Below are 18246 nucleotides of genomic sequence, written 5' to 3'. Positions count from 1 at the left end.
TTCAATACCCTTTTATTTTTTAACCACWAMMTATTCTATTTTGGGTACCTCTTAAAAGGTATAAGTGCACCTCAWRSRATAAAAAACAGGTTAAATGGAAAGAGYCCGGTGGAATACCGAGCTCTCGCACAAAAAACTTAATTTTGTAATCCGTCCAACTTTTTGGGGTCACACCAGAAGTGCACCCTCTTTTTTTGCAAAGACCCTTTTGAATAATCCTTATTTCTTTTGCTGAGAAAGGAAAGTAACAAGTGAAGCAAGTTCGTCGTACGACAATGAATTGGCTAAACCTGCTGGCATCATAGATGAATCCATTTCTTTACGCGATAAGATATCGCTTGCTTTAATAGTGAAAACTTCACCAGCAATATTGCGCATCACTACCTTAGCAGCTGTTTCTTCTGTGATAAAACCCATATAAGTTTTATCTCCTTTAGCAGAGATCATCACAGTAGCAAATCCTTGCGAAATTGAAGCACTTGGTTTAAGGATTGATTCAGCAATTTGCTCACGATTCATAATAGAACCGATCTGGCCCATAAATGGTCCTTTCATTTTTTCGCCTTTGCTGATGCTATGGCAGGCAATACATCCCTGACGGGTAAATAGTGCTTTACCTTTAACCGCGTCTCCTTCTAATTTATTGATGGCCAGTAAAACATCCTCTATAGATGATTTACCAACCTGGCCTTTTTGATTCTTAATCTTTTCAAGATCTACTTTAGGCTCCTCGGTAGCAGCAACTTTTTCTTCGGTAGCAAATGCAGCGATATCCATACGATTGCGGGCATCTAAGTCTGCGAAAAATTGCTTGCCGCTGGCACCTTTTTTCTCCGATTCTCCTACAAGGAATTTCTCTATGGCCGGAGAACCTTCCCATAGCACTGCTTTATAGTATGGACCGTGAGAATCTGGCCTTGTACCCCACCACCATGACGCATCATAAGCATCTTCTTTTTTATAAAGGCGTGCTAGTGTTGTCAGGATTTGTGTCTTAAACTTCTCGTCATTCGATTTCTGATATGCATCAATTAATGCATTAACCGCTTTTTGATCATGCATATAACGTAAAGCCCACAATGCAAGCGTTGAATTTTCGCCATTAATTGCTGCTATAGTAGCATCCACAGCTTTAAGGTTTATTAATGCCTGTACAGCTAAGTGAGGTTGAACAATAGCAGAATTAGGAGTAGCATGAGGACCTTCTACATCTTTAGCAGGTTCTACAAATGACGCAGGAACTTTGGTTTGTAATAGGGCAGCGGCAGTTTCTATATGTCCTAAACGACCTAGTCCTATTGCGGCAACAGCTTGAACACGTGGCGAAGTATCTTTAAGCCCCTCTAAAAACGGCTCCGTTGGAACATTTTGTAAGTTGTTTTTGCGATCTGCAAGTGTTTTCAAAGCGAACTCTCTCATTGCATCTTCTTTCGTAAATGCTAATAAAGCAGGGATTCCATCAACACCAGCAGCTTGTGCATAAGTGTAAATACCAGCAACACGCGCATATAAAGGAAGTTTTTTGTCGGACGCAATTTTTAAAGCAGCTGCAGTAGCTTGTTTGTTTGAACGGCTAATCAATTCCTGAGAAGCACTTAAACGTGCTACAGCACTGGCTGATTTAAGCAATTCTGCTAACTGCTTAACAGATGCTTTTTCCACATTTGGAAATGCTTTATAAGTCCAGTTGTTTGGTACTGCGCGAACTACGTAACCCTTACTTGGGCTACCAGAATAGCCTGCGCCATCCCATGCAGAAAGGTAAAGTCTGCCTGATCCATCAACATCCAAATCTGTAATTTGAGGGAGTTTAATAAACTCTTCTTCTTTTTGGGTGAAAGTAGGCCCATCAGGTGTAACTCTATGGATATACAACATGCTTCTTCCCCAATCAGCCATCATTGGAACATTGTTGTATTTTTCAGGCCAGTTTGGCTCGCTCATAAATAAAGCGCCGGTACCGGAACCTCCACCAACATCTACTAAAGCAGGTAATATTTCATCGGTAAAGTGTTGAAACAAAACAGGGTATCCATATTCTCCAGACTGGATAAAATGCGAAAAGCGAACATTCCATCCACCACCATCATTGGTGTTTTCTCTTGTGAAAACATTCATGTAAGGATCAATAGCAACGTCATAAACGTTACGCGTTCCATGAATAAATATTTCCATTTCGGTGCCATCAGGACGTACGCGGACGATACCACCACCTAGCATGGTTAGTTTTTTGCCAGAACGGTCTACTGCATTGTGAAATCCAAAGTCACCAACAGAAATGTAAATCCAACCGTCTATACCCATTCTGATTCCATTGGTAGCATGGTCTGTTCCACGTTCCTGGATGTATTTAGTATTACTAAGATTTTCTATAAGAGGTTTTGCAGGGCCATCAGCCTTTCCGTCACCATCTTTATCTTCAAAACATACCAGGGCCATTCCCGTAGCTTTACCGGTTTCTTTAGAAAAGGTTGTGTGTAATACAAAGACCTGATCGCCTTGCACAATAATACCACGAGGGTTATCAACCATTGCAAATTCTACATGCTGATCCATTTTACCATCGTTGTCTTTATCAACAAGTTTAAGGATGCGACCTTTGCCCGGATCTTTACCTAATGATCCGATCATATCAACGCCAACAAAAACTTCACCCGTTGCAGCAACAGCCAAACAAGCCGGACTTGGTGCAACATCAGGGCCTGCAAACGGCGTAATTGTTAATTCAGGAGGGTCAAAGGAAGTGGCTTTTGGTTTGCCTACGAAGCTTTTTATCCCCAGAAATAGTATCAGGGAATAAATAAGGCTTAAAGAAAATTTAATCATTTGTGTATTCTATTAAGTGTTTACTGTAAGTGTGTTATTGTTTTGCTACTCTTTTTTCTGCCATCAGTTTTTGAACTACTTCCTGTAGTTTAGCAGGGTTCTTGGCATACTTTTCTAAATTGATAATTTCAACTTTTCTAAAATCTACCGGGTGGCTTTCACTTTGCAATGAAATAGAACCGCCTTTTAAAAGCTGGCCCTCTGCWRMACYRCMRRMAGKAKYTMAWWRNNTGRTSKSRWGTAACGTAATACCTCTTCACCATTCACATAGTGAACTACTAAAGAGTCTGCAAGTACAAGAACTTCAACGCGTACCCATTGATCGCCATTGAAAGTTTTCGAGTTAGATTCAATACAGTGGGTTTTGATCACTTTGCCGTCTTTTACAAATTGTGTGCCAGGGGTACATAGGTTTGCAGTGGAGCGTTCGCCATTGCCGGCACCGCCTAATAGCTGAACTTCGATAGAGTTAGGGAAGTCTTGATCTTTTTTCATAGTAGCAGGATCCTGACCATGGATCATGATGCCACTATTGCGGTATGCCCACCCCGGACCACCTTTTACCTGATCGCCGACAAAACGATATTCTACTCCTATAAGATAATATGAGTAAGGTTTTTTGTAAAACAGGTGACCATATTGCTCATCAAATTCAGAATATTGGTCATATCTTACCTGAATGTTCCCGTCTTTAACGCTAAAAGTATTTCCGTAATTATCATTCAGATCATGCTTTCTTATTTTAACATCCCAGCCATTTAAGTCCTTTCCATCGAACATTTGTTCCCATTTGGGGCTCGGTGACGACTGTTTAACTGAACAGCCAAAGAAAACAAGTGGTAAACTCAGGGCAATTGCTACCCTGAACATTGAAGAAATGAAGTTTTGTTTCATTATTGTGGTTTATGTATAGGTTTTGATTGTAAACTTAGGAATAATCTTTTTTAGATAAAGCCATATTGTTGTTTCATCCTGTTTTTTTGTCAAAATTTTTCAGATTCATTAGTATTAGGTACTATTATGTTCATCATGTTACAATTACAATATTGCAGTGCCTATCTTTTTTTTATACTTTGGACCTCTTAACCGAACCTAACCTATTGTGCGAATTAGCCTTTTTTTAATTGCCTTCTTTTTCTGTTTATCGCTTTCAGCTCAAAAAAAGAATGATGCTTACCAGTTACATATCAATAAAGCTTCGTCGACCATTAAGATAGATGGGGAATTAGATGAGCAAGCCTGGCAAGATGCCGATGTAGCATCAGACTTCTATATGATCTTGCCGATGGATACCAGCTATGCCAAAGTACGTACTGATGTGCGGATGACCTATGATCAGCAGAATCTTTATCTTTCAGTAGTAAACTATAATGGGGCACCCGGCCCTTATATGGTAGAATCTCTGCGCCGTGATTTTTCTTTTTTAAAGAACGACAACTTTATCATGTTCATGGATCCCTTTGATGATCAAACCAACGGTTTCGCCTTTGGCGCGAATGCTGCAGGAGCACAATGGGATGGCTTGATGTATGATGGGGGTAAGGTAGATCTGAGTTGGGACAATAAATGGCAATCTGTAGTAAAGAACTATCCCGATAAATGGGTTTTTGAAGCTGTAATTCCATTTAAAAGTATCAGATATAAGAAAGGGATTACAAAATGGGGAATAAACTTTGGTAGAAATGATCTGAAGACTACAGAAAAAAGCAGTTGGGCACCAGTGCCAAGACAGTTTCCGTCAGCTTCGTTAGCTTATACAGGTACGCTGGTATGGGATATGCCCCCGCCAGACCCGGGAACTACTGTTTCTTTAATTCCATATGCACTTGGTGGGGTTATTAAAGATTATGAAACTGACAAGCCTTCAACATATCGTAAAGATATAGGACTAGATGCTAAGGTAGCCATTACCTCTTCTTTAAATCTGGATCTTACTGTAAATCCAGATTTTTCGCAGGTAGATGTAGATAAACAAGTCACTAATTTAGATCGGTTTGAGTTATTTTATCCAGAAAGAAGGCAGTTTTTCCTTGAAAATGGAGATCAGTTTACCAATTTCGGGTATGCCGGTATTCGCCCTTTTTTTTCCCGTAGGATAGGCCTTGGGGTACCTATTAAATTTGGCGCACGCTTAAGTGGTAAATTAAATAAGGACTGGCGACTGGGCATTATGAATATGCAAACGGAGAAGCAAAACTCGACTGCTTTACCCGCTCAGAATTTCACGGTTGCAGCGTTGCAGCGCCGTGTATTTGCCCGCTCTAATGTTGGCTTTTTATTGATCAATAAAGAATCTTTAAATTATAATCCAAATGATCTGGCCCCGGGCACAACTACTTATTCCCGTTACAACAGAAACTTTGGGATGGAATACAATCTGGCTTCGGCCAATAACTTCTGGACTGGAAAGGCAATGGTGCTTAAATCTTTTAGTCCGGGGAAAAGCGGACACGACTGGACGCACGCCGCTAACCTGCAATACACAAGTGGCAAATGGAACATTAGCTGGCAACATGAATACGTAGGGCGGAACTATACTGCTGAGGTAGGTTACGTGCCCCGCCAGGGATATGTTAAAATGATGCCACAGATTACCCGTCTTTTCTTTCCAAAGAAAGGACCATTGCTGAGCCATGGGCCACAAATTACATCTACCAATTTCTTTGATGAAAATATGCATCGTACCGATAATGAGCTGTTGGCATCTTATGGTATGGTTTTTAGAAGCAGGAATACGCTTACCGTATGGGGGTCCGGTACTTACATCAAGCTGCTGCAGCCCTTTGATCCGGTAAGTACTAAAATAGATACGCTTGTAGCTGGAAGCGAGCATAATTGGACTACCATAGGGGCCGATTATGTGTCTAAACCTCAGAGCTTGTTTACCTATGCATTGAATGCTCGCTATGGAGGTTATTATGCCGATGGTAAACGATTAACATTAGGTGGAGAATTTGGTTATCGTTTTCAACCCTATGTAAGTATTGCGCTAAGTGCAAACTACAATAAGTTGAACCTACCAAAACCCTGGGGTTACAACGATTTCTGGCTTGTAGGCCCAAGGCTGGATGTTACCATGACAAATACATTGTTTCTTACCGGCTTTGTGCAGTATAACGAGCAAATGAAAAATATGAATGTAAATACGAGGTTCCAATGGAGATATCGTCCTGCTTCAGATCTGTTTATTGTATATACCGATAATTATTTGCCCGAACCTTTTGCCGTTAAAAACAGGGCCTTGGTAATAAAATTGGTGTATTGGTTAAATATTTAAAAAAATTCATCAAATCTTCATAATTGGTCCATATGTTTGTATTGAGAGCGTTAATTTAAATAGCCTGCGACATTCATTTGTCGCGGGTTATTTTATGCTTTTCTTCAAGAAAACTGCAAATACTTAGTAGCATTTTCATAAATTTAGGCGTATTGATATTTCTGGCTAGTGCCAGGATGTTGCTTAGGGGGTTGTTAAGGCATTTTTTGGGGTTGTTTCGGATGGGAGCCGAATAAACCGCTTAAAAAGCTCAAGGCAACCACCTGGCAATATTTTTGACAGTGAAGGGGTGGAGGCTGACAAAACAAGTTGTTACTTTATTTGTTAGTGAATAATAAGTCTCATTGAGATGTTTAATACAGATCAGCCCCTTAAACTCCCTTCTCTGAGGGAAGTGGCCATTGTTATGATGACTTGTATGTTGTTTTGTCTTTCCTGTACCGTTAAACGTACTGCTACTCCAACTCCGCTGGTGCAGCTAAATAAAATAGAGCCTCCGATATTAAAGAAGCACGCTGAAAAAATGAATCTTGCGGCCGAATTCAAAAAAGTTTTTGAAGCCAGCCACCTTACTTTCACTTATCCTGAACAAATTGATTCTTTTTATAAGAGAAATGAATTTCAACCTGTACTGGTGTCCAGGTTTATGCCTGATGATCAGCTACGAACTTTAGAGGATTATCTAGTGAACGCGAATGTTCATGGAATAGACCCGGAAGTTTTCTCGGTAAGCCGTATCAAAAAGTTATTGGATAATTATAATGATAAAGATTCCCGGAGAAAAGAACGGGAAGTTTATCGGGATGCTATGGAGCTTGAATTGATTATTGCCGATGCTATGATCAAGTATAGTAATGCTTTGCAATTTGGCATTACCGATCCGGCAAGGGTTTATGCCAATTATAGCACTCCAACATTGCGGCCCGATAGCATGAGTATTACACAGGTTTTCGAAGTAAGAAATATTAAAACTTATCTGGATAGCATACAGCCAAAAGACAAACAATACCTGGCCTTACAAAAAGCACTAAAATCGGAAAAGGWMWKYSKAYCKGAGAGTGATAGTATTTATCGTACCCTAATGGTAAACCTGGAACGATTGAGGTGGAGAAACAAACCTGTAGCTGATAAATATGTACTGGTAAATATTCCGGAGTTTATGCTGAGTGTGGTAGACAGTGGAAAAGTGGTGCTGCGCATGAAGGTTTGCGTTGGAGAAAAGGAAGTTAATAAGGAAACTCCTCAACTGAGCAGCATGATCTATAGCGTACAGGTAAATCCGGTTTGGAATATCCCGCAAAGCATTGCAAGTAATGAGATCATCACGTACGCTAAAAGAAACAGGTATTATTTTGCTAACAACGATATCAATGTATACCGAAATGGTCAGCTTGTGGGCGATCCGGAAGCTATCGACTGGAAATCTGAAGAAACAGGGTCCTATTCATTTAAACAACAGCCGGGCGAGCAAAATCCCCTTGGCAGGATCAAATTTCTTTTTAATAATGAGAGTAGCGTTTACCTGCATGATACACCTACACTATCACCCTTTAAACAAAGTATAAGGGCAGTAAGCCATGGTTGTGTACGGGTCGAGCAGCCTTTAAACCTTGCTTACGCACTGTTTGGTAAAGGGCAGAAGTTTGATCAGATAAAAAAAGCAATGGCTAATGGTTATCCAAGAGCAAAATATATCGGATTACCTCTTCAGGTACCTGTTTGGATTACCTATTATACCGCCTGGGCGGATAAAAAGGATGTTGTTCATTTCTATAAGGACATCTATGGTTTGGATGACATTTTATATAAACAGATATCTTTTCCTTTTTCTCAACTCTATTAGGCAACGTTTAGTCTTATTTTTGCCATAAATTCAATTACCCTTATTTTTTTTGATTTGCTAGGGGCATCTTTGCCACCAATTATAATACACAAATCATTTTTTTGGGTAAGATTCAGAAAATCTTATCGGTAGAAATAAAAAAGAAACATTAATAATGATTAACAGGTTAGGTAAAATTCTCTTTTCAACCCGTACCACGGGTGTGATGTTGTTGCTTTATGCTTTTTCTATGGCAATGGCCACTTTTGTGGAAAATGACTATGGAACGTCTGTAGCCAAAGCGCTAATTTATGACTGTTGGTGGTTTGAATTGATTATGCTAATCCTGGTATTGAACTTTATTGGGAATATTGGAAGGTACCAACTTTTGCAGCGTAAAAAATGGCCTTTATTGGTGTTCCACCTTGCATTTGTGCTTATTTTTATTGGTGGTTATATCACAAGATATATAAGTTTTGAGGGATCAATGCATATCCGGGAAGGCGAAACAAGTAAAGACATTGTTTCGGATAAAACCTTTATTAAGGTGCAAATAGGTAAAGGTGATGCGGCATTGGCATATGATGATGTGCCTGCCAATTTAACTTCTAACCGCATCCCGGTGTATTTAAAGCCTTTTAAAAAGACGTTTACTTCTGAGTACGATTACAATGGAGAGCGTGTTAAGCTAAAGGTTGTTGATTTTTATGCAAGAGCTCAGGATTCATTGGTGCGGGGGGAGACTGGTAAACCAACCTTACATCTTGTTGTACTTGAAAACGGTAAACGTGTAAATAAATATATTCCTACTGGTGGTGTGCAGCTGATGCAGAACATGTTGGTTTCTTTTAATAAAGAAACCCCTGGTGCCATCAATATAAGTGATACAAGTGGTGCGCTCCAGATTTCTTCTCCTTACGAGGGTAATTATATGATTATGGCTACTCAGGAAAGAAAGCCTGTTGTTGGGAATAATGTTGCTCAACCTTTCAATTTAAGAAGTCTATACACTTATGGCGGACTTGCTTTTGTTGTTCCTGAACCAGCAATACCGGGTCGCATTATTTATTTTGAGGGTGATAAACGGACTCATGAGCATGATCTGGATTTAGTGAAAGTACAAATTACTACACCAACTACTGTCGATACGGTATCGTTTTACGGTGGAAAAGGGATGACAAATTTCCAACATCAAAGTGAAGTTGGTGGTTTGAGGATTTCGTTGGCTTATGGATCTAAGATCTATCAAACACCGTTTTCGCTTAAATTGGTAGATTTTAAAATGGAGAAATATCCGGGTAGTAATAGTCCGGCTTCTTATTCCTCTGATGTAATGATTTTGGATGAGGCTGGAGAAACACCATATAAAATATTTATGAATCATGTACTGGATCATTCTGGTTATCGCTTTTTTCAGGCAAGTTTTGATGAGGATGAAAAGGGTACGATACTGTCTGTAAATCATGATCAGTTGGGTACCAACGTTACTTACATTGGTTATATTTTACTTTTCTTGGGCATGTTTGTTACGCTATTCTGGAAAGGAACTCATTTTTCGAAATTGAATGAGCAATTGAAAACAATCTCTAAATCGAAAGCATTGCTGCTGTTGCTTTTCTTTTTGCCTGTTGGTGCGGCTTTTAGTCAAAAGATAGACATGCATGGTACTGATGGTGCAACTACTCATGTTCATGAAAATGGTGAGGTTCACGATAATGAGCATAATGTTGTGCCCGGAAATGGCACTGCACCAGAACATAAACATGAGCATAATGATACGCAAMTRWYYWWWSYWASTAAMRYTKTWNAYCCWRYWSAAYWTGNTTCRTMWRWWWRRWKAGRTKMNACGCATGCTGATAAGTTTGGTCATTTATTGGTGCAAAATATTGATGGCAGGATTGAACCGGTTAATACGATGGCACTGGAAATCCTTAGGAAATTACACCGCAAGGATCGTTTTTATACATTAAATGCAAACCAGTTTTTCTTATCTATTTCCACAATGCCTTTTAACTGGATCAACGTTCCATTGATTAAAGTAAATACTAAGGGTGGTCCTGAATTGCTTAAAACTGTGAGCGCTACTCCCGAAGGTTATACTTCGATGGTAAATTTGATAAAGATTAATCCGGACGGGACAGCTGAGTTCAGATTAAAAGACGATTATGCAAAGGCATTTGCTAAGAAACCTGCCGAACAAAATAGCTACGATAAAGATGTAATTGATCTGAATGATAAGTTACAGGCTATGGAGCAATTGATATATGGTCAGTATTTACGTGTTTCTCCAATTATTGGTGACGCAAATAATACCTGGATTGCTATGACGATAAGTGACTTGGATAGTATTTCTGTTAAGCCAAGTGCCATTAGTCGTTATGTTAAGGCTGTAAATGAAGCTCAGGTATCAGGTAACTGGTCTTCGGCTGATGCAACGTTGAAAGATATTGGCGAGGCGCAACAAAAATATGGTAAAAATGTAGTGCCTTCGCAGTCGAAAGTAGAATGGGAGATCAGTTATAACTCATGGAATATATTCCTGAATTTGATGATTACGTATGCCATTTTAGGAGTAGTGATACTTTCACTTGCCTTCATGAAGCTATTTAAGAATTCTAAATCACTTGATACACTGGTTAAGGTAGTTTTAATACTTATCGGTATTGCCGCAACTTTACAAGCTGTTGGTTTGGGAGCTCGTTGGTATATTTCGGGGCATGAGCCTTGGAGTAATGGGTATGAAGCGGTATTATTTATTAGCTGGATAGGTGTTTTATCCGGTTTACTAATGTATAGAAACAGTAATGCATTTATACCTGCTGCGGGTTGTTTAATTGCTGTGATTTTGATGGGTTTTGCACACGGTGGTTCTCAGATGAATCCTCAGATTACTCCGCTGGTTCCTGTATTGAAATCGTATTGGTTGATGATTCACGTAGCAATTATTACTTCTAGTTATGGTTTCTTTGGCTTAAGTGCATTGATGGGTACAGTTGTATTGATACTTTATGTGATTGATAACAATAAAATCAGTACAAAGGTTAAGGCTTCGATAACTGAGCTAACGATTGTGAATGAAATGTCGTTAACGGTAGGTTTATTTTTACTTACTGTTGGTACGTTTTTAGGTGGTGTGTGGGCTAATGAGAGTTGGGGCCGTTATTGGAGCTGGGATCCGAAAGAAACCTGGGCGTTTATTTCGGTTATTGTTTATGCGTTTGTGCTGCATGTGCGTTTAATTCCGGGCTTAAGAAGTAAATACTTGTTTAATCTGTTGTCACTGTTGAGCTTCTCCAGTATTATTATGACTTACTTTGGAGTTAATTACTATCTGACTGGTTTGCATTCGTATGCCCAGGGTGATCCTGTACCAATTCCGTCGTGGGTGTATGTTACGCTGGCGGTAGTTTTTGCTTTGGCATTTGTTTCTTATAAAAGGTACAAGGCAAGGAGTAAGAAGTAATCTCATATCTTTAAGTTATGAGTAAGATTTATTCAGTCGCGATATATCCGTTTGGATCTGTAATGGATGAGGTGAGGGCTTTGAAGGACGAGCTGGCCTCCTTAATTGGTTGGTTTGGCAGTAGAAATTCAAAAGCCCATATCACAATTTGTGAATTTAATGCAGATTCTGAAAGACAATTGGAWRWWRWWAAAYTNNTCWATTACATAATATTTGTAATACTGAATCACCTTTGAATTTAGCATTTAACCATGTAGGTGCATTTGAAAAAGGGGTAAATAGTGTAATTTGTTTATTGCCAGACAATGAATCTGAAATTATACTTAAGCCTCTTATGAAGAGGATTCAGAAAGGGCTGAAAGTTAAGTTGACTCATAGTAGTTCTAATCCTCACCTAACAATAGGTAGAAGGTTAGATGCAGAAAAATTATCTGTAGCTAAGACCTTGTTTATGCACAAGAAAATAAGTCTAAAATTTTGCTGTGATAGAATAGTTCTTCGCGTTCGTGAGGGTAATAGCCAGTTTGTGGTAATTGAGGAGTTTGTTTTTCAAAGTAAGCCACCCTTGCCGAGAGATGAGCAGTTATCAATGTTTTAAACAAGAGATCTCTCCTATTGTCGAGATGACGCGTATTATAACTTAATGCCATTTGGTTTTTAGTAGCAAATTCTGGTAACATTCTCGTATATTAAGAGTCTGATTACTAAATTGTTCAGTATGAAACATCTATTCTCTCTCATTGTTGTTTTCAATTTGCTGTTTGGCAGTGCAATTGCCCAGCAAACTCAAGAAAAATATACCAACGAATTAAAGTACCTGCTTTATTTACCTGAAAATTATAATAAGGATGATCAACAAAAATTTCCTGTTGTATTATTTTTACATGGCAGTGGTGAACGTGGAGATGATGTAAGCAAGGTTGCAGTGAATGGTTTACCAAAATTGATCGCCAATGGGAAAAAGTTTCCTTTCATTGTGGTGTCACCCCAAGTGCCCGAAGGAGAACGTTGGGAAAGCACAGATTTAATGCGTTTAATGAAGGATATTAAGAAAAAGTATAGAATTGATGAGGACCGTTTGTACTTAACAGGTTTAAGTATGGGTGGTTATGGCAGTTGGGAAATGGCAATGAAATATCCTCAGATGTTTGCCGCAGTTATACCAATCTGTGGAGGGGGAGATGTTTCTAAAGTCTGGACAATAAGGCATACTCCTGTTTGGGTTTTTCATGGAGGAAAGGATAATGTTGTTCCGCTTAAAGCAAGTCAGGATATGGTGAACGCCCTAAAACCTATAAATCCGGACGTTAAATTCACTATTTTTCCGGAAGACGGGCACGACAGCTGGACTTCAGCCTACAATACCGATAGTTTGTATGCCTGGATGTTGGGTATCAAAAAGTTCAAGTACGCTAAGGTTCCGGTAGATCAGGAAATACTGGATACTTATCAGGGTTCCTATTATAATGATCTTGCGAACGATACATTGAAGATAACGGTCACAACCGGGATAGTTACAATGATTCGTAAAAAAGGAGCTACTGAACTAAAGCCCTATGCAAATGACAAGTTCTTTGTAAATGAGAGCGATCCAGTTGATGCTGTGTTCTCGGGCAAAAAACGGAAAATGCAACTCGTTGTAAATGCCGACAGACAGTATATTTACAAAAGGATTGGTGATTAAAAAGTACAGCTAATCTCAGGGATCATTACCTGTTCTATGTTAAAATCCCTTAAGATGATGTAAGAATTGCTGAATTTTTGTGTGCTTTATTTAAGTATCATTGAAAAAACTTTTTAACCAAACCTGTATATCACAAAATGAAACCACACAAAAAACAAATTTATGCACTTTTTATTTTCCTGCTATTTCAGCTTGGTCTGACTGCTCAGGTAAAAAAAATAGGGCAGCCCACACAGGACTTAAAACTATGGGATAATAAGCCTGCCAAAGAATGGATGACGGAAGCTTTCCCTATGGGAAATGGAAGAATTGGCGGGATGGTATTTGGCGGAATTTCACAAGAACGTATTCAATTTAATGAAATTAGTTTGTGGACCGGAGATGAGACAAATACAGGCGCTTATCAGGCATTTGGCGATATATATATCAATTTTAAAGACAAAGATGCTAAGGCTGCTGTTCCTGCCGATTACCGCAGAGAAACCGATATTGGCAAAGCTGTTCAGAAAATCTCTTTCACAGAAAATGGCGTTGCCTATAAACGGGAATACTTTTGCAGTTTCCCCGATAAGGTAATGGTATTGCGTTTTACTGCCAATAAAAAGGCAGGATACTCGGCTACTATACAACTTAAGGATGCTCATGATGCAAAGGTTACTGCTGATGGAACAAGGTTAACCATTGCAGGGAAACTTGAAAATGGAATGGCATACAGCTCTACCTTATTGGTAAAAACAGAAGGTGGATCTGCGTTTATTGAATCGGATGGTAAAGGTGGATCTCAATTAAATATCAATAAGGTAGATGCATTTACCATTTTACTATCGGCAGCAACTGATTATAGCAATAAGCGTGACCAGCAATGGAAGGGTGAGGCTCCTGATGCTAAAGTTAAACAGATTTTGGCCGCGGCATCAACTAAAAACTATCAGCTGTTGTTAAGCAATCACATTAAAGATTATCAGAATTTATTTGGTAGGGTTTCATTAAACCTGGGTGCTACCCCAGCAGCAACGCTGTCGCTTCCAACTTATAAAAGGATAATTAATTATAAGAAAGCAACAGATCCTCAGCTGGAAGCGCTTATTTTTCAGTATGGAAGATATTTGTTAATCAACTCGTCAAGAAAAGGTGGCTTGCCTGCCAATTTGCAAGGCTTATGGAACGAAAGCAACAACCCACCATGGCGATCTGATTATCACTCGAACATTAATATACAAATGAATTATTGGCTTGCAGAGCCTACCAATCTTTCTGAATCTCATTTCCCATATCTGGATTACATAAACAGTATGCGCGAAGTGAAAAAAGAAAATACTAAAAAGGAATATCCTGCGGTACGTGGGTGGACTGTGAAAACGGAAAATAACATTTTTGGAGGCGAAAGCTTTTTATGGAATACCCCTGGCAGTGCGTGGTATGTACAGTCTATCTGGGAACATTACGCATTTACAAGAGACAAAGCCTACCTTAAAAACTTTGGTTACCCTATACTAAAAGAGATCACTGAGTTTTGGGATGATTATTTGAAACGCAGAGATGATGGTACCTTGGTAGCACCAAAGGGTTGGTCGCCAGAACATGGGCCTACTGAAGATGGTGTTTCTTACGATCAGCAAATCGTCTATGATCTGTTTACCAATTACATTGAAGCTGCTGATGCTTTAGGTGTTGACAAAGCATACAGAGATAAAGTAATGGATATGCGTGAGCATTTATTGAAACCAAAAATTGGTAAATGGGGACAGTTACAGGAGTGGGAAACAGATCGTGATGATCCAAAGGATAACCACCGACATGCATCTCATCTTTTTGGTCTACATCCGGGCAGACAGTTCAGTACCACTGAAACGCCAGAACTAACAAAAGCTGCAAAAGTAAGTTTACTTGCACGTGGCGATGCATCAACCGGGTGGTCTATGGCCTGGAAAATGAACTTCTGGGCAAGGCTACATGATGGTGATCATGCCTATCTGATCCTTAAGAACTTTATTACACTTGTGGGTGGCTCTGGTGTTGATTATAATGAAGGTGGTGGAATTTACGCGAATTTGTTTTGCGCACACCCTCCTTTCCAAATTGACGGTAATTTTGGTTATACTGCCGGTGTTGCAGAGATGTTGCTTCAAAGTCAGACTTCAGAAATTGAATTGCTTCCTGCTTTACCTAAAGTATGGACTAGTGGAAGTGTAAAAGGCTTACGCGCAAGAGGTAATTTTGAAATTACTGATCTGCAATGGAAAGATGGAAAGATCGTTAAGCTCTCTGTAAAATCGTTATCGGGCGGAGACTGCAATCTTCGTGTTCCAAATGCTTTAAAGGCAGTTTTTGCTGTAAAAAATAGCAAAGACGAAAATGGATATAAATATGGTTTTAAAACTGTAGCCGGTAAGGTTTATGGTTTTGTAGGCCAGTAATTAATTAAGGACAGGATAGTGCATGACACTTATGTCAAATTAATTACGGATAATAGTGAGTTGCTTAGGATTTCCGGCAACTCATTATTAATCAAATATGAGACCATGTATTAAGACGTTGCTGCAGAAATGTGCAGTATTTGGGCTTTTGTTTGCCGTTAACCTTACGGCCCTTGCCCAGAAATTAAGTGTAAATGACCTTAAGGTTGAACACCTTAAAAATCCGCTGGCCATCGAAACGCCAAAGCCCAGGTTTAGCTGGAAAATCATTTCAACAGTAAAAAATACCTTACAATCTTCTTATGAAATTAGAGTAGGCACAAGTAAGGTCTCAGTAAATGCAGGTAAGGATCTTGTCTGGAAGGGATCTACTACAGGAGATCAATCCGTATTAATCGAATATGCAGGATCAGAGTTACAATCAAAAAAGAGATATTATTGGCAGGTTAGGGTAAAAGACAATCACGGCAATACATCTGCGTGGTCTGAACCTGGTCTCTTTCAAATGGGAATTGCTCCGGCAGACTGGATCGCAAAATGGATTACTGTAGCGGGAAAAGATAGTTCTGCAAGGAGCCCGCTTTTTAGAAAAGAATTCTCCTTACAAANMKWWASTSARMYCNKRCTWKWGCYTACATCACTGCAAAAGGATTGTATGAAGCCAATATTAATGGTCAGCGTGTAAGTGATACATATTTTGCACCAGGATGGACCAGTTATAAAGATCACCTGCAATATCAGGTCTATGATGTGACCACTGCTTTGAAAAGTGGAGCTAATGTATTGGGTGTAAGCCTTGGGAATGGATGGTATAAAGGACGAATCGGTTTTGGAAATCAGCATAATTTTTACGGAGACACTCGCGGATTGCTGATGCAGGTAGAGGTGGAATACACTGATGGTACCAAGCAAACGATAAATACCGATGAGAGCTGGAAATATACCTACGGACCAATCATGGCTTCGGACATTTATGATGGCGAAATCTATGATGCCAGGATGGAAATAGCCGGCTGGAACAATACAGGTTTTAAGGAGGATGCTGCATGGATTGCAGTTGGTACGATGGAAAAAGGTCCTGAGAAGCTGGTGGCTATGAGTGGTCCGCCGGTAAGGAAACATGAGCAGTTTAAAGCACTTAAGGTTTTCAAAACCCCAGCAGGGGAAACGGTAGTGGATTTCGGACAAAACCTGGTGGGTTGGGTTATGCTTAAAGCCAAAGGTGCTGCAGGAACAAAGATCATATTGAGCCATGCCGAGGTGCTTACAAAAGAGGGTAACTTTTATACGGTAAACCTGAGATCTGCAAAGGCGCAGGACACTTATATATTAAAGGGAAATACAGAGCAGGTTTTTGAACCTCATTTTACTTTCCAGGGATTCAGGTATGTGAAGGTAGAAGGCTATCCAGGAGAATTGAAAACGGAAGATTTAACCGCAGTTGCTGTGTATTCGGATATGGAAACAACAGGCAAGTTTTCGACGTCTAATGCCATGCTGAACCAGTTGCAGCACAACATCCAATGGGGGCAAAAAGGAAACTTTGTAGATGTGCCAACTGATTGTCCGCAACGTGATGAACGCTTGGGCTGGACAGGGGATGCACAGGCTTTTGCCAATACTGCGGCTTATAATATGGATGTTGCCGGATTTTTCACCAAATGGTTAAAAGACGTAAAAACAGATCAACAACCCAATGGCTTGATTCCGCATGTGATCCCAAATGTATTGGGACCAAATGATGGTGCCTCTGCGGGATGGGCAGATGTATCTACGATTATTCCATGGGATATGTATGTAGCTTACGGAGATCGCAGGATATTAGAAACACAATATGAGAGTATGCAGAAATGGGTGGGTTATATTTCATCCGTTGCAAAAAACAATCTTTGGAATTCAGGTTTTCATTTTGGCGATTGGCTGTTCTATCGTCCGAATGATGATAATGATGGCAGAGCCGCGGTAACTGATAAATATTTGATTGCACAGACCTTTTATGCGCATTCTACACAGCTGTTGATCAATGCGGCAAAAGTATTAGGTAAACAGGATGATGTAGCTAAATACACTGCACTTCTTGCTGAGATCAAAGCAGCATTTGTGAAGGAGTACATGACGCCAACCGGCCGACTGGTATCTGGAACGCAGACCGCCTACGTATTAGCTCTTCATTTTGACATGCTGCCCGAAGAACTGAGGGCGCCGTGTGCTGAACGCCTGGTTGCTAATATCCGCGACTATGGAAACCACCTGACGACCGGCTTTTTGGGTACACCTTATTTATGCCATGTACTGACCAGATTTGGACACAACAATGTGGCTTATGATCTTTTAATGCAGGAAAGCTATCCTTCCTGGCTTTACCCTGTAAAAATGGGTGCTACTACGATATGGGAAAGATGGGATGGCATTAAACCTGATGGGTCTTTTCAAACTCCTGATATGAACTCTTATAACCACTATGCATATGGTGCTATAGGTGACTGGATGTATAGAACAATTGCAGGAATCAATTCAGTCGCTGATCAGCCGGGATATAAGTCTATTGTAATTGCGCCTAAACCAGGCGGAAAAATAACCAATGCCTCGRCRSWMTTMSRAWCTKWKYATGGCACAGTAAAATCTGCATGGACACTGGAAAATGGGTTGTTGAAACTTGATGTTACAGTACCGGCAAATACTAAAGCTAAGATCGTATTGCCAGATGCAACTAAAGAAATTGGATCTGGTAGTTATCACTTTGAAAGTAAAATTTAA

Annotated in this window: 4 protein-coding genes and 5 pseudogenes; 7 read left to right on the top strand and 2 right to left on the bottom strand. The window is 39.7% G+C overall.

Translation table 11 applies throughout. From position 1 onward, the window contains the following. Nucleotides 1–219: 219 nt before the first annotated feature. Nucleotides 220–2826, bottom strand: coding sequence for a c-type cytochrome (locus tag N824_RS20575; RefSeq protein WP_048907022.1), 2607 nt, complete (start codon nt 2824–2826; stop codon nt 220–222). A gap of 186 nt (nt 2827–3012) precedes the next feature. Beyond that, nucleotides 3013–3720 (bottom strand): annotated as a pseudogene (locus N824_RS20570) (DUF1080 domain-containing protein). A gap of 208 nt (nt 3721–3928) precedes the next feature. Between N824_RS20570 and N824_RS20565 the strand changes: the two are divergent. From N824_RS20565 to N824_RS20535, 7 genes and pseudogenes are all read left to right on the top strand, one after another. After that, a complete protein-coding gene (locus N824_RS20565) occupies nt 3929–6103 on the top strand; it encodes a DUF5916 domain-containing protein (RefSeq protein WP_048907021.1) in 2175 nt (724 codons plus the stop codon). 349 nt (nt 6104–6452) lie between these two features. Further along, nucleotides 6453–7946: pseudogene (locus tag N824_RS20560) on the top strand (L,D-transpeptidase family protein). A gap of 154 nt (nt 7947–8100) precedes the next feature. Then, a pseudogene (gene ccsA, locus N824_RS20555) lies at nt 8101–11388 on the top strand (cytochrome c biogenesis protein CcsA). Nucleotides 11389–11566: 178 nt separating this feature from the next. After that, nucleotides 11567–11986 (top strand): annotated as a pseudogene (locus tag N824_RS20550) (2'-5' RNA ligase family protein). A gap of 120 nt (nt 11987–12106) precedes the next feature. After that, nucleotides 12107–13072 carry a prolyl oligopeptidase family serine peptidase gene (locus tag N824_RS20545; protein ID WP_084498408.1) on the top strand — a complete coding sequence of 322 codons (966 nt, stop codon included), beginning with the start codon at nt 12107–12109 and terminating at the stop codon, nt 13070–13072. 137 nt (nt 13073–13209) lie between these two features. Then, nucleotides 13210–15489: a glycoside hydrolase N-terminal domain-containing protein gene (locus N824_RS20540; RefSeq protein ID WP_052334236.1), complete on the top strand. Its 2280-nt coding sequence runs from the start codon at nt 13210–13212 to the stop codon at nt 15487–15489. A gap of 651 nt (nt 15490–16140) precedes the next feature. Further along, nucleotides 16141–18246: pseudogene (locus tag N824_RS20535) on the top strand (family 78 glycoside hydrolase catalytic domain).

This window comes from Pedobacter sp. V48, from assembly GCF_000523515.1.
GTDB lineage: Bacteria > Bacteroidota > Bacteroidia > Sphingobacteriales > Sphingobacteriaceae > Pedobacter.
The sequence above is the reverse complement of the archived record's forward strand: the minus strand, read 5'-3'. Positions and strand labels throughout refer to the sequence as shown.

Coding starts and splice junctions, on each gene's coding strand:
- N824_RS20575 (WP_048907022.1), bottom strand. CDS start 2,826: ATGATTAAATTTTCTTTAAGCCTTATTTATTCCCTGATACTATTTCTG.
- N824_RS20545 (WP_084498408.1), top strand. CDS start 12,107: ATGAAACATCTATTCTCTCTCATTGTTGTTTTCAATTTGCTGTTTGGC.
- N824_RS20540 (WP_052334236.1), top strand. CDS start 13,210: ATGAAACCACACAAAAAACAAATTTATGCACTTTTTATTTTCCTGCTA.